General features: G+C 47.0%; 15 protein-coding genes. 12 read left to right on the top strand and 3 right to left on the bottom strand.

Annotated elements, in window-relative coordinates; all coding sequences use genetic code 11:
- Positions 1-17: 17 nt before the first annotated feature.
- Positions 18-1,490, top strand: a complete 1,473-nt coding sequence (locus tag ACYVE4_RS21190; RefSeq protein WP_461042235.1) for a serine hydrolase — start codon at positions 18-20, stop codon at positions 1,488-1,490.
- Positions 1,491-1,647: 157 nt separating this feature from the next.
- Here the strand turns inward: ACYVE4_RS21190 and ACYVE4_RS21195 are convergent, their stop codons facing one another.
- Positions 1,648-4,080 (bottom strand): prolyl oligopeptidase family serine peptidase, encoded by a 2,433-nt coding sequence (locus ACYVE4_RS21195; protein WP_461042236.1) that lies wholly within the window; start codon positions 4,078-4,080, stop codon positions 1,648-1,650.
- 114 nt (positions 4,081-4,194) lie between these two features.
- Here ACYVE4_RS21195 and ACYVE4_RS21200 point away from each other — a divergent pair, with 114 nt between their 5' ends.
- The 3 genes from ACYVE4_RS21200 (at position 4,195) to ACYVE4_RS21210 (ending at position 6,179) form a co-directional block, all read left to right on the top strand.
- Complete coding sequence (locus ACYVE4_RS21200; protein ID WP_461042237.1) at positions 4,195-4,482, top strand: YciI family protein; 288 nt, start codon at positions 4,195-4,197, stop codon at positions 4,480-4,482.
- Positions 4,483-4,622: 140 nt separating this feature from the next.
- Positions 4,623-5,312, top strand: coding sequence for a hexitol phosphatase HxpB (gene hxpB, locus ACYVE4_RS21205; RefSeq protein ID WP_461042238.1), 690 nt, complete (start codon positions 4,623-4,625; stop codon positions 5,310-5,312).
- A 30-nt stretch (positions 5,313-5,342) separates the two neighbouring features.
- Positions 5,343-6,179 carry a PhzF family phenazine biosynthesis protein gene (locus tag ACYVE4_RS21210; protein ID WP_461042239.1) on the top strand — a complete coding sequence of 279 codons (837 nt, stop codon included), beginning with the start codon at positions 5,343-5,345 and terminating at the stop codon, positions 6,177-6,179.
- Positions 6,180-6,509: 330 nt separating this feature from the next.
- Here ACYVE4_RS21210 and ACYVE4_RS21215 read toward each other — a convergent pair whose 3' ends face one another.
- Positions 6,510-7,889 carry a hypothetical protein gene (locus ACYVE4_RS21215; protein WP_461042240.1) on the bottom strand — a complete coding sequence of 460 codons (1,380 nt, stop codon included), beginning with the start codon at positions 7,887-7,889 and terminating at the stop codon, positions 6,510-6,512.
- A gap of 87 nt (positions 7,890-7,976) precedes the next feature.
- On the opposite strand from ACYVE4_RS21215, the gene hemW reads away from it, so the two are divergent.
- Positions 7,977-9,113: a radical SAM family heme chaperone HemW gene (hemW, locus tag ACYVE4_RS21220; RefSeq protein ID WP_461042241.1), complete on the top strand. Its 1,137-nt coding sequence runs from the start codon at positions 7,977-7,979 to the stop codon at positions 9,111-9,113.
- Between the two features lie 115 nt (positions 9,114-9,228).
- The gene (gene mtgA / locus ACYVE4_RS21225) at positions 9,229-10,083 is read left to right on the top strand and encodes a monofunctional biosynthetic peptidoglycan transglycosylase (protein WP_461042242.1); all 855 of its coding nucleotides are present in this window, start codon (positions 9,229-9,231) and stop codon (positions 10,081-10,083) included.
- 113 nt (positions 10,084-10,196) lie between these two features.
- Here mtgA and ACYVE4_RS21230 read toward each other — a convergent pair whose 3' ends face one another.
- The gene (locus tag ACYVE4_RS21230) at positions 10,197-11,345 is read right to left on the bottom strand and encodes an aldose epimerase family protein (RefSeq protein ID WP_461042243.1); all 1,149 of its coding nucleotides are present in this window, start codon (positions 11,343-11,345) and stop codon (positions 10,197-10,199) included.
- A gap of 406 nt (positions 11,346-11,751) precedes the next feature.
- On the opposite strand from ACYVE4_RS21230, the gene ACYVE4_RS21235 reads away from it, so the two are divergent.
- From ACYVE4_RS21235 to ACYVE4_RS21260, 6 genes are all read left to right on the top strand, one after another.
- Positions 11,752-13,395, top strand: a complete 1,644-nt coding sequence (locus tag ACYVE4_RS21235) for a pectate lyase family protein (RefSeq protein ID WP_461042244.1) — start codon at positions 11,752-11,754, stop codon at positions 13,393-13,395.
- Positions 13,396-13,471: 76 nt separating this feature from the next.
- Positions 13,472-16,618, top strand: coding sequence for a DUF6298 domain-containing protein (locus tag ACYVE4_RS21240; protein WP_461042245.1), 3,147 nt, complete (start codon positions 13,472-13,474; stop codon positions 16,616-16,618).
- Positions 16,615-18,522 (top strand): exo-alpha-sialidase, encoded by a 1,908-nt coding sequence (locus tag ACYVE4_RS21245; RefSeq protein WP_461042246.1) that lies wholly within the window; start codon positions 16,615-16,617, stop codon positions 18,520-18,522. Before ACYVE4_RS21240 ends, ACYVE4_RS21245 begins: the two co-directional genes overlap by 4 nt.
- A gap of 53 nt (positions 18,523-18,575) precedes the next feature.
- Entirely contained in the window at positions 18,576-20,084 is a 1,509-nt protein-coding gene (locus ACYVE4_RS21250) for a sialate O-acetylesterase (RefSeq protein ID WP_461042247.1), read from the top strand.
- A gap of 2 nt (positions 20,085-20,086) precedes the next feature.
- Complete coding sequence (locus ACYVE4_RS21255; protein WP_461042248.1) at positions 20,087-20,749, top strand: DUF3826 domain-containing protein; 663 nt, start codon at positions 20,087-20,089, stop codon at positions 20,747-20,749.
- 53 nt (positions 20,750-20,802) lie between these two features.
- A complete protein-coding gene (locus tag ACYVE4_RS21260; protein WP_461042249.1) occupies positions 20,803-21,936 on the top strand; it encodes a sialidase family protein in 1,134 nt (377 codons plus the stop codon).
- The last annotated feature ends 17 nt before the right edge of the window (positions 21,937-21,953 follow it).

The raw sequence follows: 21,953 nt of genomic DNA on the forward strand, positions 1-21,953 counted from the left end.
GCGGAAACGTCAATAGGATGAACATAAGACTCCTTCATTTTGCTATAAGCCTTACAACCTGGCTTATTCTGCTAATTAATTCATTTTCATATAGTCAGTCTAAACCTGCCTCAAGGGCCATTGATGAATTTTTGCAAAAACAAATGCAGGAACGTCGGATTACGGGGCTTCAACTGGCTATAGTTCAACACGGCAAAATTGTCCTGTCGAAGTCGTACGGTATGGCTAATGTTCAGGATAATATTCCGGTTACCAATCAAAGCGTTTTCCCAATTTACTCCTGCACGAAAGCGTTTACAGGTGTTGCGATAATGCAATTGGTAGAAGATGGAAAGATAGACTTGGCCGCTCCCGTATCGCAGTATCTGGACGGACTTCCTGCCTCCTGGCAACCAGTTACTATTCGACAATTATTAACGCATATTTCAGGCTTGCCCGATATTAACCGTGTACTGAATGCCAATACATACGGGCTTGAAGGGATTGGTAGTGAGGAAGCTGCGTGGGCAAAAGTCCAGACGATGCCGATGGATTTTCCGACTGGCGAGCAGTTTTCCTACAACCAGACGAATTATGTGTTATTGGGAAAAATCATCGATAAATTCACCGGGAAGCCTTTTGCTCAGGTATACAAAGAACGCCAATTTGATGTAGTTGGGATGCCCGGAACGGTATACGGCGATTCGCGTGATGTTATCCCGAATAAGGTGCAATCATATCGGTACACAACGCGTTTGGATGGGAAATCACTTGGATCGGAAAAACTGATCAATGCTTATGGTGAGCATCCGCCGTTTAAGCGAACAGCTTCGGGTTTAAATAGCACGGCGGAGGATATTGCACATTGGATAATTGCACTGCAACAGGATAAACTTCTCAAAACAAAGGCTGCGTTGAATACACTCTGGACCGCAGGGACTTACAAAAACGGTAACCCAACCCAATGGGCGCTCGGCTGGGTGACCAAACCTCGTTCCAGACATAGTGCGGTAACAATAACCGGAGGATCGGTGTCGGCTATTTTAGTGTATCCAGAAGATGATTTGTCAATTATTGCACTTACGAATCTGTCTGGCTCATATCCGGAAGAATTTCTGGATGAACTGGCTGGCTACTTTAACCCGGAAATCCCATTGGCCGATCCTATTACAGCACTACGAATGCTGCTTGAGAAGCGTGGTTATACGCAGGCACTCACTATTGCGGATGAATTGAAGAAGAAAGAAAAGAGCGCTTGGCCAACTGAGAACGATTTGAATGACTGGGCTTACCGGATGATGAACGGAAGAGGGCAAATAAAAGAATCGCTGGAGGTATTCAAACTAATTGTCAGCCTCTATCCCGACAGTTGGAATGCCTACGACAGCTTAGGCGAATCCCTGTTGAAAAACGGGAAGAAAGACGAAGCGATCAGTATGTATCGGAAATCCGTCGAGCTAAACCCCGATAACCAAAACGGGAAAAAGATATTAGAGCGGATGTTAAAATAGTTTGATTAATTAATAGGCAAGTGCCTAAATAATAGAAGATTAAACTATTTTTTGTCATCCTGACCGAAGGAAAGGATCTCAAGGCTTCCAAACACTAAAACATCGATATGTTAAGATCCTTCCCTTCGGTCAGGATGACAAAAAGTAAATCACATATTTAAAGCCTCTCTTCAAAGAGCTTCAAAATACGTTTGTATTCATCCATCCAGCTTGTAGGTTCGACAAAGCCGTGATCTTCAACTGGGTAAGCAGCTACTTCCCAATTTTCTTTTCGGAGTTCGATGAGTCGTTGCATCAGGCGTACCGTATCCTGGAAATGGACGTTTACATCGACCATACCGTGGCAAATCAGCAGATAATTTTTCAGCCCTTCAGCAAAGTTGATCGGCGATGACTTGCGGTACGACAGTGAATCCAATTGCGGTTCGTTCAGGATATTAGCTGTGTAACCGTGGTTGTAAGCGGCCCAATCAGTTACAGGGCGAAGAGCAGCACCAGCCTTAAATACGTCGGGCGTTGTAAACATAGCCATCAGCGTGATGAATCCCCCGTACGATCCGCCGTAAATACCAATCCGATTCGCATCGACGCCCTGCGTTTGCACCAGCCACTTAGCAGCATCGACGTGGTCTTCCAAGTCCTTTCCGCCCATGAATCGATAAATGCCCGTACGCCAGTCGCGACCATAGCCGGCGCTGGCTCGGTAATCGATATCTAAAATTGTATAACCCTTGTCTGCCAGCAAGTTATGAAACATGTATTCGCGCGAATATTGACTCCACCACTTGTGGGCATTCTGTAAATAACCCGCTCCGTGAACAAACACGACCGATTTGCCATTGGCTTTTTCGGGTTTATACAATCGAGCGTAGATTGTCTGGCCGTCGCGGGCAGGGATTGTTACGTAGCTTGGCTCCCGCCAGGGGTATTTTTTGAAGCTCTCCGTTGGCGAATCGGTTAATTTGATCGCTTCTTTTATGCCATCCCCTTTCTTCGGATCGGTTTTGATATCAACCACATATAATTCCCAGGGTTGAGTACTAGACGAGTAGCGGATCACCATTCGATTTTCGTCGGGCGCTAAGGTTACGTCGTTAGCGCCTGGCATGCTGGTTAGCTTTACGCGCTCTCCGCCCGTAACAGCCATGCGGTAAAAATGCTGTTCGCCCGGATGAACCTCGTTAGTTTGTATGAAAAACTGGGTTTTGTCTTTTGAGAGTTGTACCTGCTGAACCTCAAATTTGCCCTTTGTGAGTTGCTTTTTCTCCCCTGTTAGTACGTTTACCGTATAAATATGCGAATAGCCATCGGCTTCCGATTGGAACCAAAGCGTCTGATTATCAGCCAGAAAATTCATATTTCCGGGTTGAGGGCCAAAGCCTTGGATGCCAGGACCACCAATCCAGGCATCGTCGTGCTGCCGGTCGAGGAGGGAGAGTTTCTGCGTTTCGGGCTCGAATCGCATGATCCAGCGGTCCTTATTGTCTACCGCTCGGAGATTGATAACCGCCAGTTTTCCGTCATCCGACCAGAGTGGTCCGGTAATCGTGACTGCACGTTGTTTTTTCGATGAATCCGCTTTCGTCTTACCCGTCGATTTTAAGTAAGCCGGTTGATCGGTAATGCCCGGAATCGTTTTCGTACTGACAACACGAACCGTGTCTTTTACCCGATCATACACAAAGAACTCCTGCGATGCCAACGGCGCGCCCACTTTCGTACGGGCATTTAATTCTTCGGTGTAGCCTGACTCCGTTACGTAATTCGGTACCTGAGCGGTCTTGGCATTGGTGGGATTTTTCGAGAGCCGATAGGTAATAAACCGACCATCAGGACTGAGTTGTGGACCTTGCAAAAGGCGTTCTTCGAGATAAATTTCTTTCGGGCGCTTTGGCCGTTCGGCTTTGCTGATACGTTCTCCTTCGTCTTTTTTATCCTTACGTTCCTGCAAAACGGTCGAGAGTCGTAATGCATCCTGTTTCAGAAATTTTTCTTCGTCGGTAGGTTTGGGGTCAGGACGTTTAGCACCTGGTCGGAAGTCGGTTAATTGCTCTAACTCACCGGTTTTTAGATCGATACTGAATAAGTTATTGCTGCGCCGAAAAACAACACGTTGCTCATCGCCGGAGAAATTTGGGTCAGACTCAATCTCTACTGTATTTGTTAATTGCCGAATCGTTCCCGATTTCACATCCAGCAAAAACAAATCACCTTGTTTGTCATACAGCCGTTTTGTATAGGCCTTGTTATAAGCCGCGACAGGAGCAGTTGGCAAGGCGCGACGCTCAATAGAACCCACCTTAACGGGTTTTGAGGCCATAACTGGCTTGCCTTTGCCCGAACTGGCAAATGTTACTTTGTAGAGCGAGTCATTTTTCGCTTTGTCGGGATTCCAGTTGAAATAAAGCGTTTTCGAATCTTCCGACCAAATGGGGTTAGTGGGCGCCGTTCCGACCCAGTTCTTCGGGTCCTGCATAATGGTTTCAACGGTCAGTTCCGGTCGGGCAGTTGTAGCAGTTGGTTTGGGTGTTGTTTGTGCGAAAGCCGAGGTCGCCAGAAGTGTAAGTGGCCAATAAAAGAGGTGTTTCATGAAAAATGAAGTGGGTAACGGATCGAGAAACCTGAAATTAAAAAGAAAAGATGAAACGCTTCCAGAAAGATGGTATCTTGCCAGATAAACGCAATAAAATAACTGAATTCTTCCATGCATTACGTTGTCCACGCGTATGATCATACTGATCCAGATGCTCTTGATCGACGGATGGCCGCTCGTCCGGCTCACTTCGACTATGTTCGTCAGTTAAAAGAGAAGGGACAGTTCGTTCTTGGCGGTGCTTTGCTCGACCCAGCTGGCAAAATGATCGGCTCGATGCTTCTGCTTAATTTAGAAACAGAAGAGGAAGTAGCTAAATACATGAAAAATGATCCGTATATTGTACAGGGCGTATGGGAGTCAATCGATATAAAACCATTTCGTCAGGCGCAGGTATGAAATTAGTACTATTTTGTGGCTTTTGGTGTTATTCGAAGTCTAAACGGGTACATAATAGGATTTACCTGGCATAAGCCACACACAAAGCGCCTATAAAACGGTATCGACAACGACTGTCGACAATTGACTAACGACTCATTTTGATACAAGCAGCAATATTTGATATGGATGGCCTTCTGGTGGATTCAGAACCCCACTGGCGGGTAATGGAGCGGGAGGTATTTGCCACTGTCGGCCTGTATTTGACCGACGAAGAATGTAAGCAAACGACTGGTTTGCCTATTTTAGATGTGGTTTATTACTGGTTTGCTCATCGCCCCTGGACCGACTCGACCGCTTCAGGCCGGACGTTTCAGGAACTGGCCGATGCGATTACGGAAGGTGTCCATAAACGAATTGCCCACCTGGCTGAACCAATGCCTGGAGCGATTGAAGCGTTGACTTTTTTTGATAAACAGGGAATTCCAACGGCTATTGCTTCGGCTTCTCCTATGAGTTTAATTGAGGTAGTGGTGGATCGACTGGGAATTCGAAATACGTTGACACTCTGGCACTCAGCAACCCTGGAAGCTCGTAATAAGCCTGCCCCGGATGTATATTTAGGAACGGCCCAAAAATTGAATGTATCACCAGCTAATTGCCTGGCGTTTGAGGATTCGGGCAGTGGATTAAAGTCAGCCTATAGCGCAGGTATGCGAACGGTCGCGGTACCTGGTGCATTTGAAATTAATGACCCTAAATTTGCCATTGCCGATGTAATTCTGCCATCGCTGACAGCATTCAACACGACGGTATTTGATGCATTACAAACCACAGAACACTATTCCTAAATCTTAACAGTGCCTGGCACATTTTAAAAAATGCGTATTTACCAACTTGATGCGTTTACGGATCAATTATTTGCGGGGAACCCTGCCGCAGTAATTCCGCTAACCGACTGGCTGCCTGATGCGAAAATGCAACAGATAGCCGCTGAAAACAACCTGGCTGAAACGGCTTTTTACGTAAAAACTGACAAACCAAATACATACCATATTCGCTGGTTTACGCCAACGATCGAAGTGGATTTATGCGGGCATGCTACGCTGGCAACGGCCTATGTATTGTTTTTCCTGGAAAATGGTGCGGAGGCATCAACGGAAGAAACAGGTGACGATCAGATCTTTTTCGACTCCCGAAGCGGACTTCTGAAAGTGTGTAAGGGGGCTGATAATTGGTTAACACTGGATTTTCCCGCCGATAATGTGCAACGCGCAAACCTTCAGCCACCGGCGTTACTGGCTAGCGTAAAAGAACGGCCATCTGAAATTTACAAAGGAAAAACCGACTACATGTTAGTCTATAAAAGTCAGGAGCAGATTGAAAGTTTAGAACCTGATTTTCGAGAACTGAATACCGTTCCGGCGCGGGGGGTTATCGTGACGGCACCCGCCGACGAAGAATCCGGAGTCGATTTCGTAGCCCGATTTTTTGCTCCCCAAACTGGCATCGACGAGGACCCCGTCACAGGATCAGCGTATACAACCCTGATGCCGTACTGGTCTGAGAAACTCGGCAAAACGGAATTAACAGCTCGCCAACTTTCCAAACGTGGGGGCTATATCCGGTGCAAACTTAATAGCCAAGAGGATAGCCCGGCTCGTGTCGATATTTCGGGACAGGTACAGCTTTATTTAACTGGCGAGGTTAAGCTATAAGTTTTAATATAATCACGTAAAATGCAGCGAGGTATGGCTTTATCAGTCATGCCTCGCTGCATTTTATGCTCATCCTCAAGTTGGAAACGGCGTTGAGAAATCTTTCATGAATTTTAATTTGTACTGAATCTAAACAAGACTAACTTTGTAGAGAAATACATTGACTATTGATGATAACTGACCTATTCGTTATTGATTCTTCCGTTTCGCAGCAAGAAGCTAAATCGCTGATTCAGACTAACCCATTTGTTGGCTACGAGTGTGTTCTGAAAAAGTGCTGCAAGAAATATAAGAAGGGCAAACGCTGCAAAAAGTGTCCTGATTGATTCATTAGTTTTCAGGGACGTACCAGAAGGGTATCTGATAATAAATCGTCGGCTTGTTAGCTGAATCTGGTACCATTATTTTCAATAGATTACGTCCTGTCTTCAGATTCGCTGTTAACAGAATGGTCGTTAAGCCGCGTTGTCCGTTATCAGCCCGTTTGGTAAATAGCAGTCCGGGGGACTTATAAAGCGAATCATTCAAATACACTCCAAAATACGTTTCAAACGTTTTTCCGTACCAGTTGGCTTGTTGTTCCCGTCGCTCCTTCCGCGAAAGACTATCCGGCCAGGAAGGCTCTTTGTATCGCTTGGTCAATTCGGCATCCAGGGATTTGGGGTAACTCAAAAATAACTTCACATACGGTTCTCGAATCACATCGCCTTGTATACTCGCTTTATCGATCAGGTCATCGGGTGCGCGTAAATTATCAAATGCATTGGCATCAAGCGTTCGGCTCTGGTTTCGTGTGCTAATAAACGATCGGCTGTCCAACACATCGGACAAGCCCAGCGTCTGAAATAATTCAACAGACATAATCAGCATTTCGGCTACAACGAAGATCGTAAAAAACACCACCAACCGACGTTTTAGTACGTCCTTAGGAATCTGGCTGTAGAAGGTGTAAACGATATAAAGCAACGGTTGATAGAGACCCAGGAACAGAAAGGAAAAGTACCGACTCACTTGAAAAGATATTGGTGCGTATCGGGGATCGTCTCGAAATTTGGTCATGTTCAGAATAGACATAGTTATCCCTGTTACTGCGATGACACCACCAAATAGCCAGCTAAACACCCCACGAATAGGCTGATAGTACCTGTCTGGAACAAGGAGGTGAAGCACCATTTGGAGGAAAATCGATAGCGCGTAAATAGCGGCTACGCCAAGGAACAGCAAAACCAGACTAAAGGCCAGCGCAAAAATGACATTACATCGCCGATCGAGCCGAATGATATAATCCGGTAGTGAGCCCATCTCCTGAGCGAATCGCTTTCGGGCGTATTGACTTAAGTTGTATATAGTATCGAAGCGAATACCATCCGGATATACAGCGAGCAAACCGAGTAAACCTACCCAGAAAGCCCGCATGACAAAATGGATCAGAAAGGCAACAAACAGAAGATACGATACCCCTTTTATCAAACCCATTACTTGTACGGGCATCATGCTTTGAATGTAATCGCTATCCGCCACCAGATTATAGCGATAGTATGTCAAAACACTATCCAGAAATTCGGGCAGACTTAGCGTCGCAAATAAGGCTGCTCCGGAAATCAGCATTTCCAGATTCCAGCTTTGACTGGTTAACTCGCGAAGTTTATCCTGTTCATCTGATCGAACGGGTGGAGACGGTTCTACGAGATCTGATTCGGGAAGATTCATGTTCGTTACAGGGGCGTTGAACTGCAAAATAGGGCTTTTCTCATTCACTGTTAAACCTATCCAGCCGTTTTGTTGTCAATAGGGCATATGCATCTTTACCTACACATACCATTCTGTAAACAGGCCTGCCACTACTGCGATTTTCACTTCAGTACCAGTTTGGGGCAAAAGTCGGACCTGGTTGATGCATTGTGTGCTGAAATTCAATTGCAAAAAGACTATTTACCAACCACGACAGTAGAGACGATTTATTTTGGGGGAGGAACGCCTTCTTTGTTGACGGAACGAGAGTTAGATCAGATTTTCGAGATAATTCATGCTCAGTTTACAATCCGGCCTAATCCCGAAATTACCCTCGAAGCCAATCCCGATGATCTGAGTCGAGAGAAACTGAAGATGATTCGTCGCTACGTAAATCGGTTAAGTATTGGTATTCAAACCTTCGATGAAGATGCGCTTCGATGGATGAATCGCGCTCATACTGCTGCTGAAGCCGAAAACTGCGTTGAACTGGCCCGGGAGGCTGGTTTTAATAACTTGAGTATCGATTTGATTTACGGAATTCCTGATCGAGATACATCTCGTTGGCAAGTAGATCTAGAAAAAGCAATTGCTCTGAATCCTCCGCATCTGTCAGCGTATGCGTTGACGATTGAACCTGATACGGCTTTTGGGCGCTGGCAAAAAAAAGGTAAACTACCCATTATTGACGAAGGTATAGCCGCCGATCAGTTTGACGAGCTAAGAAATGCATTAATGCAATCGGATTATGAACATTATGAAATCTCAAATTTTGCTCGTCGGGATGGCGAAAATCAAGTCCACTATGCTCGACATAATACGGCTTACTGGCAACGGAAATCGTATCTCGGAATAGGGCCAAGTGCCCATTCGTATAATGGTATTTCGCGGCAATACAATATTGCTAATAATGCACGTTATATCGCTGATATTCGGCAGGGGAAAATACCTGCTGAAATTGAAGAATTGTCAATTGCCGACCAGGTGAACGACTATTTGCTGACAGGATTACGGACGCAGTGGGGATGCTCGCTGACCGAATTGAATGATCTGCTGGGCGATGATTTTACGCATCAACAGGCTTCTGATCTGAAGGCAATGTATGCATCGGGCTGGCTCATTCGCGAAGGAGATTTACTGCGCTTGACCAGTGCCGGTAAACTGTTCGCTGATCGTGTTGCTGCAACCTTATTCGTAGAGTAGGAGAGAGTAGGCTGTGCCGTAGGGCCCCGCTTTTCGGGGAATTTGCGTTTATATTCGCTAAAAATCGGTTTTTACATTCGCCTTACCATTATTTTCGCAGAATGTCCCTACACCCATGAATACTCAGCAACCCGTCAACCGATTCCGTACCAGTGCTCCCCAACAGCCACGCCCAAAGGTAACTCAGCCTGCTCCGCAGCGTGAGTATAAACGTTCACGTAAGTCGACTTATTCAAGTTCATCGGGTTGGGGAAAAACTCGCCAGTTTATGCGCGATCGGCCTTATCTGGAAAGTATTTACTGGTTTTTCGTCAAAGCATTTCTGTGGATTTTCTTCGGATCGCTGGCGTATGTGATCGCGCTGAAGTATGTTCCCGTTTATGTAACACCGTTAATGGTGAGTCGCTGGATCGACAGTACGGGCGATGACACGCATGTCCATAAAAAATGGCGATCCTACGACGACATTAGCAAAGAGGTTGCACTTGCCGTTGTTTCTTCTGAGGATCAGGCATTTCCAACCCATTGGGGTTTTGATTTCGACGAAATTCAGGATGCCATAAAAGAAAACCAAACCCGCAAACGAGCCCGTGGAGCCAGTACAATTTCACAGCAGGTTGCGAAGAACGTCTTCCTGTGGAATGGGCATAGCTACATCCGTAAAGGGCTGGAAGTGTATTTTACGATGCTGATCGAGTTGATCTGGGGCAAGAAACGTATTCTGGAAGTCTACCTGAACGTCGCTGAAACCGGGCCTATGACGTTTGGTGTTGAAGCCGCATCTGAGCGGTATTACGGTCATCCGGCAAAAGAACTATCGCGGAATGAAGCGGCCCGAATCGCTGCTGTTCTGCCGAATCCAATCCAGTTTTCCGTTGCGAATCCGTCAAATTACACACTACGCCGAACCCGGCAGATCGCCCGCCAGATGCGCTACCTCGGCGGACAGAAGTATATTCAGAATTTGTAATCGGTTTACGAAGAACCAGCTTAGATAGTTGTCCTTCAGACGCAGTCGGCGGCCCGGCTGCGTCTGAAGAACAAAAAACATCCCTGAATAAAAAGCCTCGAATTCCAGACTATTTATTTCACTGAAAACTTATACACCGTTGTGCTATTGAATGTCTGTCCCGGACGCACTACAGTAGTGGGGAAGTTCGAGTGATTGGGTGAATCGGGGAAATGCTGCGTTTCAAGGCAAACCCCGAACCGGCGACTTAAAGCAACTCCATCTTTATTTTGCAGTTTACCGTTTAAGTTATTGGCTGTGTAGACTTGTACGGCTGGCTCAGTGGTATATACTTCCATAAATCGACCACTGGCTGGCTCATAGACCGTAGCTCCCAGTTTCAATTTGTTTGACTGATCGGTAAAAACCCAGCAATGGTCGTAGCCTTTGCCGAATTTGATTTGCTCGTTAGACGTATCGTCAATGCGCGACCCAATGACAGTTGGTTTTGTAAAATCAAACGGTGTTCCAGCCACCGATAGCATTTCGCCCGTTGGAATCTGTTTCTCATCAGTTGCCAGCACTTTATTGGCGGCTACCATTAAGACATGATTCATTACATCCTGCTTCATCCCGCTCAGATTGAAATAAGCGTGATTGGTCGGATTAAAGACAGTTGGTTTATCAGTAGTAGCCTTATAATCAATGCGTAGACCGTTATCTTTTTGTAACGTATACGTAACGGTAACCGATAGATTACCCGGATAGCCTTCTTCGCCATCTTTCGATACGTAATTTAATACGACAGCGGGTTCCTGACCATCAACGGGTTTGGCTGTCCAAAGACGCTTATCGAAACCCGTCGGGCCTCCGTGGATGTGATTGCCATTATTGTTCTGTGCTAGTGTGTACTCCTGTCCATCGAGCGTAAATTTCCCTTTCCCAATGCGATTGCCGTAGCGACCAATAATTGGCCCCAGGCTCGGTGTTCCTTTTATATAGTCATCAAATGTGGGAACTCCCAACGTAACGTCGTCTAGCTTGCTGGTTTTATCAGGTGTAGAGATAGATACGATGTAGCCACCATAATTGGTAATCTTTACGACCATACCTGCCGCGTTGTGAAGCGTAAACAGATCAACTTCACGGCCATCGGAGAGTTTGCCAAATAAGGTTTTTTCAATGCCCGCTTTGGGGGGATTTGTGGAATTGTCAACGGGGGATTCGTTTGTCATACTAGTTCCGAAAAGGGCTCCGGCTAAAATAAGGGTAATAAGTTTCATTCTATGTAAGGATTAAGTAGGCCAACTGGTCAGACATACATAACGTCCATTTGAAACAATAAGCTCAGAAGGGGGCCGATTTACCCCATTTCGGTGTCAGATAAGATTTTGCGGTACCCAACACAAACTGTTCGACTATTGATTACCCTGTTTTTGAATAAACTGATAACCCTAGGAACTGCTTTTCAGGTTGTATTAGACCGTTATTCCAACATCTAAGCAACTACGTTAAGAGGATTTAATTGGGAATGATAATATCCTATACATTGGCGAAAAAATGATATAGATATTCCGCTATTTTTTAGCCTTATTTTGAACTATTATACAACCTGAATCACGGCTTTTGGCTGGTTCAGTCCAATGAGTTACCAATTCGTAGACAGTTTTTAAACAGAAATTTTCAACAATGAAAAACCTGTTTGCTCCTTTAGCCCTTTCCATCAGCCTGTTTTTCGGCCAGCAAATCGCTTTGGCACAGTACCCAACAATTCCGCCTGATGTGGAGAAAGCCAGTGAAGAGTTACTCAAAGAAGCCCGTCGTCAATCGGACATTGCCTGGGAAAAAGCAAAGCCCATCATTGCCAAGGAAGCGAAGGAAGGAAGACCATACATACCCTGGGCAGCTCGTCCGGTTGATTTACCACAGGCCAGCATTCCTGCGTTTCCGGGCGCCGAAGGTGGTGGCGCTTATACGTTCGGTGGCCGCGGTGGCAAGGTGATTGTCGTAACCAGTCTGGAAGATAATGGTCCTGGTACGCTGCGAGAAGCTTGTGAACAAGGTGGTGCCCGAACGATTGTTTTTAACGTAGCGGGAATAATTAAACTTAAAACTCCGCTGATTATCAGGGCTCCCTATGTTACTATTGCCGGACAGACGGCTCCCGGCGATGGCGTTTGCATAGCGGGCGAATCGGTCTGGATTAACACGCACGACGTACTGATTCGGTTCATGCGGTTCCGTCGGGGCGAAACCAACGTTGGTCGTCGTGATGATTCGATTGGTGGCAACCCGATCGGTAACATTATGATCGACCACGTATCAGCAAGCTGGGGATTGGACGAGAATATGTCGATGTACCGGCATATGTATAATGACAGCACCGGTAAAACGGTAGAAGAAAAATTGCCGACGGTCAACATTACGATTCAAAACTCAATTTTCTCCGAAGCGCTCGATACCTGGAATCACGCGTTCGGTAGTACGTTGGGTGGTGAAAATTGTACGTTCATGCGGAACCTCTGGGCCGATAACGCCGGACGAAATCCATCAATTGGCTGGAACGGAATTTTCAATTTCGCCAACAACGTGATTTTTAACTGGGTACACCGTTCAATGGATGGGGGAGATTATACAGCTATGTACAATATTATCAATAACTACTACAAGCCTGGTCCCGAAACACCCAAAAATTCACCCCTTGCCTACCGCATTTTAAAGCCTGAATCAGGTCGCAGCAAATTGCCATATCGCGTGTACGGACGGGCATACGTAGCAGGAAATATTGTTGATGGTAACGAGAAGGTTACGAAAGACAACTGGGACGGTGGTGTTCAGGTTGAAGATCAGGCGAATGCTGGCGAATATACCGCCAATATTAAGTGGAAAGAGCCCCTGCCCATGCCTAAACTAACGTTGGTATCAGCCAAAGATGCATATGAGTATGTCCTTGCCAATGCTGGTGCCACGCTACCCAAGCGCGATCCAGTTGATACACGAGTAGTTGAGCAGGTTCGTACCGGTAAAATTTCGTATAAAGAAGGTGTGAAATTACCCGAAACGCAGTTCAAGCACCGTCGTTTACCAATTGATTCGTATAAAAACGGCATCATTACCGATCCGATTCAGGTGGGTGGTTATCCAGATTATAAAGGCACGCCGTACGTTGATTCGGATAAAGACGGGATGCCTGACAGCTGGGAAATTAAGAATGGCTTAAATCCAAAAGATCCGTTGGATGCCAGCCAGGATAAAAATAAGGATGGCTATACCAACATTGAAGAATACCTGAACAGTGTTGTATCCGTTGCTCAAGTGCGCCCCAGAACGTAGATATAATAAAACTCTCGTTGCTGTGAGGACACCACGACGGGAATCAGTAGTAAAGCTTTTATTTCTCCTAAAACCCGTGCTCAAACTCAATCTATTGGCTGTCATTCTTTCAACCTTGCTCGCTTTTGGGCTTATGGGCGAAGTATGTGCGCAAGGGAAGAAACCCGCTCCGCCAAAGCCAATTATACTTGGGGATAATGGGCGATTGACATACACGCCGGATGCGTTGGGCAACCGCATTATTGATTTTTCGTATTGTGGGTATAAAGCAGGCGAACAGGCGATTCCAACAATTGATGTTAAAGTCGTTGTCCCGGCCCGGAAAGGGGACGCTACCAGACGGATACAGGCCGCTATTGATTATGTAGCCTCTTTACCTGCCAACGATGAGGGGTTTCGGGGGGCTGTTTTGCTGGAAAAAGGTACTCACGAAGTAGCTGGAAATTTACGTATTACAGCTTCGGGCGTTGTACTACGCGGGAGCGGAATGAGTACTACTACACTTCTCGGAACAGGATTTAGTCGCGAAACTCTGATTACAATTTGTGGAAAACCTAATCGTCAATCGACCAAAGCAGTTGCCATCGCAGATGCTTACGTACCGGTTAATGCGAATAAAGTACGCGTAACAAACTCGACGGATTTTAAGGTTGGAGATGGTGTACAAATCCGTCGCCCTTCAACGAAAGAGTGGATTCAGACAGTAGGAACGGATACATTTGGTGGAGGCATTTCGGCATTAGGCTGGAAACCGGGCCAGCGGGATCTTTTCTGGGATCGGCAAATTACCGCTATCAACGGTTCTGAACTAACACTCGATGCGCCCCTAACAACCGCGTTGGATTCGGCATACGGTGGCGGAACAATTGCCCGCTATACTTGGCCGGGACGTATCACGCAGTCGGGCATTGAAAATCTGCAACTGGAATCATCGTTTGATAAAACCAATCCGAAAGACGAAGATCATCGCTGGATGGCTATCGTGCTCGATAATGTACAAGATGCTTGGGTGCGGCAGGTTGTATTTCGCCATTTTGCAGGATCGGCTGTGTTCGTCCAGGAAACGGCTAAACGCATAACGGTTGAAGATTGCCAATCACTGGAGCCGGTTTCGGAGATTGGTGGAGAACGGCGGAATACATTCTTTGTTAAAGGCCAACAGGTTCTTTGTCAGCGACTTTATGCTGAATCAGGTTATCACGACTTTGCCGTCGGCTATTGCAGCGCCGGACCCAATGCGTTTGTCCAGTGCGAATCGCATCTACCCTTTAGCTTTAGCGGCAGCGTCGATAGTTGGGCATCGGGCGTGTTGTTTGATATCGTCAATGTGGATGGTAACGCACTTCGTTTTGCTAATCGAGGACAGGACGGGCAGGGCGCAGGGTGGAATGCAGCCAACAGTGTTTTCTGGCAGTGCACAGCCGCCCGAATCGACTGTTTTCGGCCACCAACGGCGCAGAACTGGTCGTTTGGTTCCTGGGCTCAATTTTCGGGCGATGGCTATTGGGATATGTCGAACGAGCATATACGCCCCCGGAGTTTGTATTACGCCCAACTGAAAGACCGACTTGGTGAAAACGTTGCAGCCCGAACTATTCTGTTACCAGTCGATTCGGAAGCGTCGAGTAGCCCGAAAATTGAGGTAGCCGCTGAACTTACCAGGCAAGCCGTAAATCCAGCCCCGACATTATACGATTTTATCACGGCAGCCCCCAAACGACAACCCATTCCAAATACCTCATCTGCGAAGTCTATTGATGCTATTGGCCTCCCGAAAGAACAACTTGCCAAGAAAGCAGAAGCCATGCAATTGCTGAACGGCAAATTGGTTCGTGGAGGAACATTACTGGTAGGTCGTCGGCAGGAAATAACCTGGTGGAATGGCAGTGCCCGGCCATACGGAGTAGCTGCCGCCAAACCACACATCACCCGCTTCGTGCCAGGAATGATCGGACGTGGTTTGACTGATGATCTGGAAGCCATGACCGATTCGATGAGAGCCGGGAATATTCTTGCTCTTGATCATAATTATGGCCTTTGGTACGACCGTCGACGAGACGATCACGAACGAATTCGCCGGATGGATGGCGAAGTGTGGCCTCCGTTTTATGAGCTGCCATTTGCCCGAAGCGGGAAAGAAACTGCCTGGGATGGCCTGAGCAAATACGATTTAACCAAATACAATCACTGGTACTGGAATCGTCTGAAGCAATACGCTGATCTCGCCGATCAGAAAGGTCTGACACTAATTCACGAGAATTATTTTCAGCATAATATCATCGAAGCAGGTGCACACTACGCCGATTTTCCTTGGCGACCTGCCAACAACATTAACAACACCGGCTTCCCCGAACCCGTACCGTACGCGGGGGATAAGCGGATTTTCATGGCTGAACAATTTTATGATGTATCGCATCCTGTTCGGAGAGCACTTCACCGGGCGTACATCCGCCAGTGCCTGAATAATTTTGCCGAAAATTCAGGCGTCATTCAGTTGATTAGTGCTGAGTTTACAGGACCTCTACACTTCGTACAGTTTTGGCTTGATACGATCAGCGAGTGGGAGAAGGAGACGGGTAAGAAAGTAACGGTTGGATTAAGTGCTACCAAAGATGTTCAGGATGCCATTCTTGCCGATGCCAAACGAGCGTCTATTGTCAGTCTGATCGATATTCGGTACTGGCATTATCAGGCCGATGGGGCTACATACGCTCCCGCTGGCGGACAAAATTTAGCTCCTCGTCAACAGGCCCGACTTACACCTCCGAAGAAAAGTTCGTTCGGGCAGGTGTACCGGGCCGTAAAAGAATATCGTCAGAAATTCCCGGAAAAAGCCGTTACGTATGCCGCTGATAGCTACGATGCGTTTGGTTGGGCAGTGCTCATGGCTGGCGGTTCTATGCCAAATGTCCCGCCCGTTGCTGATCCTCAATTTATGGCTGATGCAACTCAGATGAAGCCAATTGATTTATCGCAAATGCCAGCTGGTCAATGCCTTATCGGCAATGATAAAATCGGCTACATTCTCTACAACGAATCAACGAATCCCGCTCAACTTGATTTGACAAAAGCAACAGGCTCTTTTTCGGTGAGTTACGTAAATCCGAAAACGGGACAGATAAGCAAGTTGAAGGACTTTGTAAAAGGTGGCAATGTCGTCAGTTTGAGAAAACAGGGTGAAGGAAACGAAGTAATTTGGGTGAAAAAAAGTACCGGGCTATGAGGACGTTTTGTTTTACCCCCAACCCCCTAAAGGGGGCTAAAATATTTACAATAAAAGGCCCCTTTAGGGGGTTGGGGGTTATTCTATTCTTACTTCTCTCCCAAACCTACGCCCAGGATACCGTCCGTTACGTCGGTACTACGCTTTCAAACGTCGATTACCATCACGGGCAGTTGAGTCCAGCGGTCGGTGTGCATAATATACAAGTGTTTCGGGCAAATCGCGAGCATCCGGAGTTGGCGGGTGGTACGAACTGGACGTATAATCACGCGCCGATGCTGGCTTACTGGAACAACACCTACTATTTGCAATTTCTCAGCAATCCGGTGGGCGAACATATACCGCCCGGCCAAACGCTTTTATTGACCTCGAAAGATGGTATAAACTGGTCGAAACCAACGATAATTTTTCCGCCTTACAAAATACCCGATGGCTGGAAAAAAGAAGGCCGTTCGGAGGTGGCCAAGGATTTATACGCCGTGATGCACCAGCGCATGGGCTTTTACACAGCGAAAAACGGGCGGTTGCTGACGCTGGCATTCTATGGCATTGTGATGGGACCGAAAGACGATCCGAACGATGGGAATGGCATTGGCCGAGTTGTGCGGGAAATTTATCCTGATGGCAAATTTGGACCGATTTATTTCATCCGAAACAATTCGTCCTGGGACAAATCGAGATCGACCTATCCGTTTTATACCAGTTCAAAAGACAAGGGCTTTGTAGATGCCTGTAACGAACTGCTGGGCAATACGCTAATGATGCAGCAATGGATCGAAGAAGCTGACCGAAACGATCCGCTCATTTCTCTGAAAAAAGATGTAAAAGCGTTTAGCTACTACCATCTGCCCGATCGTCGCGTAGTGGGTCTCTGGAAACACGCGCTTACGACCATCAGCAAAGACGAAGGTAAAACCTGGCAATATAACCCGCTTCGAGCGCCGGGATTTGTGAATAGTAATGCCAAAATCTGGGGGCAGAAAATGTCTGATGGACAATACGTTACAGTATATAACCCATCTGAATTCCGCTGGCCGCTGGCATTGTCGGCCAGTAAGGATGGGCTGAATTATACGAATCTGCTGCTGGTCAACGGTGAGATTACGTCGATGCGGTACGGTGGCGCTTACAAATCGTATGGACCGCAGTACGTGCGAGGCATCGAAGAGGGCAATGGAATCCCTGCTGACGGGAATCTTTGGGTGACTTACAGCATGAACAAGGAAGATATTTGGGTGTCGAAAATTCCTGTACCCATCACTGAAGAAGTAACGACACATCCGAACGAAACCTTTGCGCTGTTGCCTGCTGGTGAAGAATTGAAATACTGGAACATATACAGCCCCATCTATGCTTCGGCAAAAATTGAATCAATGGGCGGGACCAAAGCGCTGGTTTTGCGAGACAAAGACCCATTCGATTTCGCCAAAGCCGAGCGCATCATTCCCGATTCAAAAAAACTGACGGTTGAGTTTTCGGTAGTGCCGCAGCAGACCCATAAAGGCATGTTACAAATTGAATTTCAGGACGCAAAAGGGACTGCAGCCGTCCGGCTGATGTTTGATGCCGACAGTTCGTTCAAAGCCAAAGTTGGCTACCGCGATTCGGGAATTCAGAAATACGAAGCCGGTAAACAATACGACGTACGCATCGAGCTGGACCGCGACAAACGGATGTTCACGACGTACGTCAATGGACAATCCAAAGGCGCGAGATTATTCTTTGCACCCGTGGCTTCATTCCGTCGTGTCGTTTTCCGAACGGGCGGTGTTCGTCGCTTCCCCGATGCCGATACGCCTACTGATCAAAGCTATGATCTACCCAAAGGTGGTGAACTGGAAACGGAAGCGGTTTACGTAATTAAGTCGTTTAAAACGAGCGTGTTACAGAATAGAGCAGAGTGATTTTTGTCATGTGTCAGCATGACAAAAATAGAACACTAGAAAACAGCACTAAAATGCCGAAATACCCCCTGTTAGCTATCACCTTATTTCTTCTTTCAAGCCAAGTGAAAGCAGAGATCGTTTTGCCTCGGATTTTGGGGCATAATATGGTGTTGCAACAGGGTAAACCATTGGTAATCTGGGGGGAAGCGTCGGCGGGAGAAACGATAAATGTGCAGTTCGCCGGACAAGCACAGACGACATCGGCTGATGTGACAGGCAAATGGAGTGTTACCTTGAAGCCCCTGAAAGCGTCAGCTGTACCGTCTGAACTAGTCATTGCCGGAACAAATACCATTCGCTTGCAAAACATTTTGGTAGGGGAGGTTTGGTTGTGTTCGGGGCAGTCGAATATGGAGTACACGATGCGAAAAAACAGCAAAGTATCTCCAGCGTTAGCAACGCAATCTGTCGATGGTCATAATCCAGTTGAGGAGCTAGCCTATGCGCACAATCCACAGATACGCCTTTTTCTGGTCAATCGGAAAGAATTGAGCAAACCTGATTCGCTGCATCGTGGTTGGAATGTAGCGGAGGATTCGGCTTTACGCTCCTTTTCAGCACCAGCTTATTTCTTCGCCAAAGAACTTCATAAACACCTGAACGTACCGATCGGTGTCGTTTCATCGGCTGTGCCTGGCAGCCGGATTGAGCCCTGGATTTCGGAAGATGCTTTTCGCGGGGAAACGTATTATGGTAACCAAAAAATTGATGGAGATCCAGGCAAATTCTACGAGCCAATGATCCGACCAGTGGTGCCGTTTGCCATAAAAGGATTCTTGTGGTATCAGGGTGAAAGCAACTGTTTTTTACAAGAGACTACGGCTTATTCGCATAAGCTTAAAACGCTCATTACCAGTTGGCGAAATGCGTGGAACGATGCAAAAATGCCGTTCTACTACGTATCGCTGGCTCCCTTCAAATACTCTGAATCGAAAGGTAAAGTAGTGCTTACTAAAGAAACCCTACCCGCGTTTCGGGAAGCACAGGAATTGGTGCTGAATCTGCCTCGAACGGGCATGATTGTAACGACTGATCTGGCGAGTGATCTCTCTGATATTCACCCGCCTTTTAAATGGGAAATTGGTCGGCGCCTGGCATTACTTGCTTTAGCTGATGAATACGGCCAAAAGGATATCATTGCAGCAGGCCCCGTGTTTGAGCGGATGAAAATCAAAGGCCGAACTGTTGAATTACACTTTTCGCAAATCGGGAGTGGACTAATGAGTCGAGATGGAAAGCCACTCACCAATTTTACGATTGCTGAAGCTGATGGCCGTTTCGTTCCGGCGCAAGCTCAACTAGATGGCAAACGCATCGTGGTTTCGGCGGCAAGTATACAGCGTCCCGTTGCGGTTCGCTTTGCCTGGGATGAAGCTGCCCAACCCAATTTAGTCAATAAAGAAGGCTTCCCCGCCCGCCCGTTTCGAACGGATAATCCTTTGAAAGCGAGTCAACTTTTTGAAACAGGATCACCTGTCAATAATAAACTCTCGGTAAGTACTGAATCGAAGATAAAATAAGGATGAAAAAGGTACTCAACTTTTGGGTAATCGCTATTGCCTTAGGGGTAGCATCGCCCACTTTTATTCAGGAGCAAACAGCCAAAGCGGATGTCGAACAGGAAAAGAAAGCGGCTGAATGGATTGCGTCGCTGAATCTGAATGATGCCGAAAAGGAAAAACGCCTGACTGACGTAGTCGCTACTCACCTGAAAACCGTCCGAGACTGGCACAATGAGCATCCGGCCAGTACAGTTCCTGCGGGTATCAACCCAATTACAGGAAAACCATTGTCTGAACTTGATCGGCAACTCATCGCTGATTCGGCTATTCCGTCAACGGTACATCAAGCCTTGATGGCGGGCCTTCAAAAGGACTTGGAGAAAAGCCAGGTCGATGCAGTGCTGGATAAATACACGATTGGGAAAGTGGCCTTCACCATGAACGGCTATAAGGCTATTGTGCCAAACATCACGGAGAAAGAAGAGAACACTATTCAGGGATTTCTGGAACAAGCACGTGAACAGGCAGTCGACTACAAAAACATGAAGGAAATCTCGGCCATTTTCGAAATCTATAAAACTAAATCCGAGCAATACCTAAACGCCAACGGCCGCAATTGGCGGGAGATGTATAACACCTATACAGCGGCTATCAAAGCGAAAAAAGCAGCAGAGAAAAAGTGAGACAACTCCACGTTGCTGTGTCCTCACAGCAACGTGAGTAATAAATTCTGAAGATGTTGAAGAAAATACTTTATATCACCCTTCTTATCAGCCTGACGCTATTCCGCGCCACGTTTGCCCAGTTGGCTAAATGGCAGTCGGGACTGGTGCTGGATGAGTTTGTAGTTGATAATCCGCCGTTTCCGGAGAGCCACGCGGCAACCATTGCTGAAACGCCCACTGGCCTGGTATCGGCTTGGTTTGGTGGTACTAAGGAGCGAAATCCTGACGTATGTATCTGGGTGAGTCGGCAGGAGAAGGGCAAATGGATGGCCCCGCAGAATGTAGCCAACGGCATTATTAACGATACCCTTCGATTCGCTTGCTGGAATCCTGTTTTATATCAGATTCCCAAAGGGGATTTGATGCTCTTCTACAAGGTTGGTCCGAGTCCATCCAAGTGGTGGGGATTATTGAAAACGTCATCAGATGGCGGACGTACGTGGTCCACTGCGAAAAAATTACCCGAAGGCTATCTTGGCCCGATCAAAAACAAACCTGTGCTGCTGGCAAATGGAAATCTATTTTGCCCGACAAGTACAGAAGGTGATGGCTGGAAAATCCATTTCGAAGTAACACCAGATTTCGGCAAAACCTGGCGCAAAATCGGTCCGCTGAACGATGGCAAAACGCTGAACGCCATCCAGCCAAGCATTCTGTCGTACGGTAACGGTAAGCTTCAGATTCTGGCCCGTAGCCGAGACCGTGCGATTGAAGAATCGTGGTCGGCAGATAACGGTGAAACCTGGTCGCCATTGACGAAATCGACCTTGCCAAACAACAACTCTGGAACCGATGCAGTCACGCTCAAAGACGGTCGGCACGTGCTGGTATACAACCACGTACTGCCTCCCGGCGATCTTGCCAAAGGGCCACGTACACCCTTGAATCTGGCTGTATCGAACGACGGGAAAAATTGGTCAGCCGCCCTGATCCTGGAAGATTCACCAATTAGCCAATACTCATATCCATCTGTCATTCAAACGACTGAGGGGATGGTTCATGTGATTTACACCTGGCGTCGGCAAAAAATCAAACATGCGGTTATCGACCCAGCAAAACTAAAATTGAAACCAATCGTAAACGGCGTCTGGCCTGCTTTAGACGGCTATTCAGCACCCATTGCGAAGGAGATTACAAAGGATTAAAAGAATAAAAATCCCGT

It is taken from the genome of Spirosoma harenae, assembly GCF_054776975.1.

Excerpts from the sequence above, each read along its gene's own strand:
- ACYVE4_RS21245 (WP_461042246.1), top strand. The coding sequence starts at position 16,615 with ATGAGGACGTTTTGTTTTACCCCCAACCCCCTAAAGGGGGCTAAAATA.
- ACYVE4_RS21190 (WP_461042235.1), top strand. The coding sequence starts at position 18 with ATGAACATAAGACTCCTTCATTTTGCTATAAGCCTTACAACCTGGCTT.
- ACYVE4_RS21250 (WP_461042247.1), top strand. The coding sequence starts at position 18,576 with ATGCCGAAATACCCCCTGTTAGCTATCACCTTATTTCTTCTTTCAAGC.
- ACYVE4_RS21200 (WP_461042237.1), top strand. The coding sequence starts at position 4,195 with ATGCATTACGTTGTCCACGCGTATGATCATACTGATCCAGATGCTCTT.
- ACYVE4_RS21210 (WP_461042239.1), top strand. The coding sequence starts at position 5,343 with ATGCGTATTTACCAACTTGATGCGTTTACGGATCAATTATTTGCGGGG.
- mtgA (WP_461042242.1), top strand. The coding sequence starts at position 9,229 with ATGAATACTCAGCAACCCGTCAACCGATTCCGTACCAGTGCTCCCCAA.
- hemW (WP_461042241.1), top strand. The coding sequence starts at position 7,977 with ATGCATCTTTACCTACACATACCATTCTGTAAACAGGCCTGCCACTAC.
- ACYVE4_RS21215 (WP_461042240.1), bottom strand. The coding sequence starts at position 7,889 with ATGAATCTTCCCGAATCAGATCTCGTAGAACCGTCTCCACCCGTTCGA.
- ACYVE4_RS21235 (WP_461042244.1), top strand. The coding sequence starts at position 11,752 with ATGAAAAACCTGTTTGCTCCTTTAGCCCTTTCCATCAGCCTGTTTTTC.
- ACYVE4_RS21230 (WP_461042243.1), bottom strand. The coding sequence starts at position 11,345 with ATGAAACTTATTACCCTTATTTTAGCCGGAGCCCTTTTCGGAACTAGT.
- ACYVE4_RS21195 (WP_461042236.1), bottom strand. The coding sequence starts at position 4,080 with ATGAAACACCTCTTTTATTGGCCACTTACACTTCTGGCGACCTCGGCT.
- ACYVE4_RS21260 (WP_461042249.1), top strand. The coding sequence starts at position 20,803 with ATGTTGAAGAAAATACTTTATATCACCCTTCTTATCAGCCTGACGCTA.
- ACYVE4_RS21255 (WP_461042248.1), top strand. The coding sequence starts at position 20,087 with ATGAAAAAGGTACTCAACTTTTGGGTAATCGCTATTGCCTTAGGGGTA.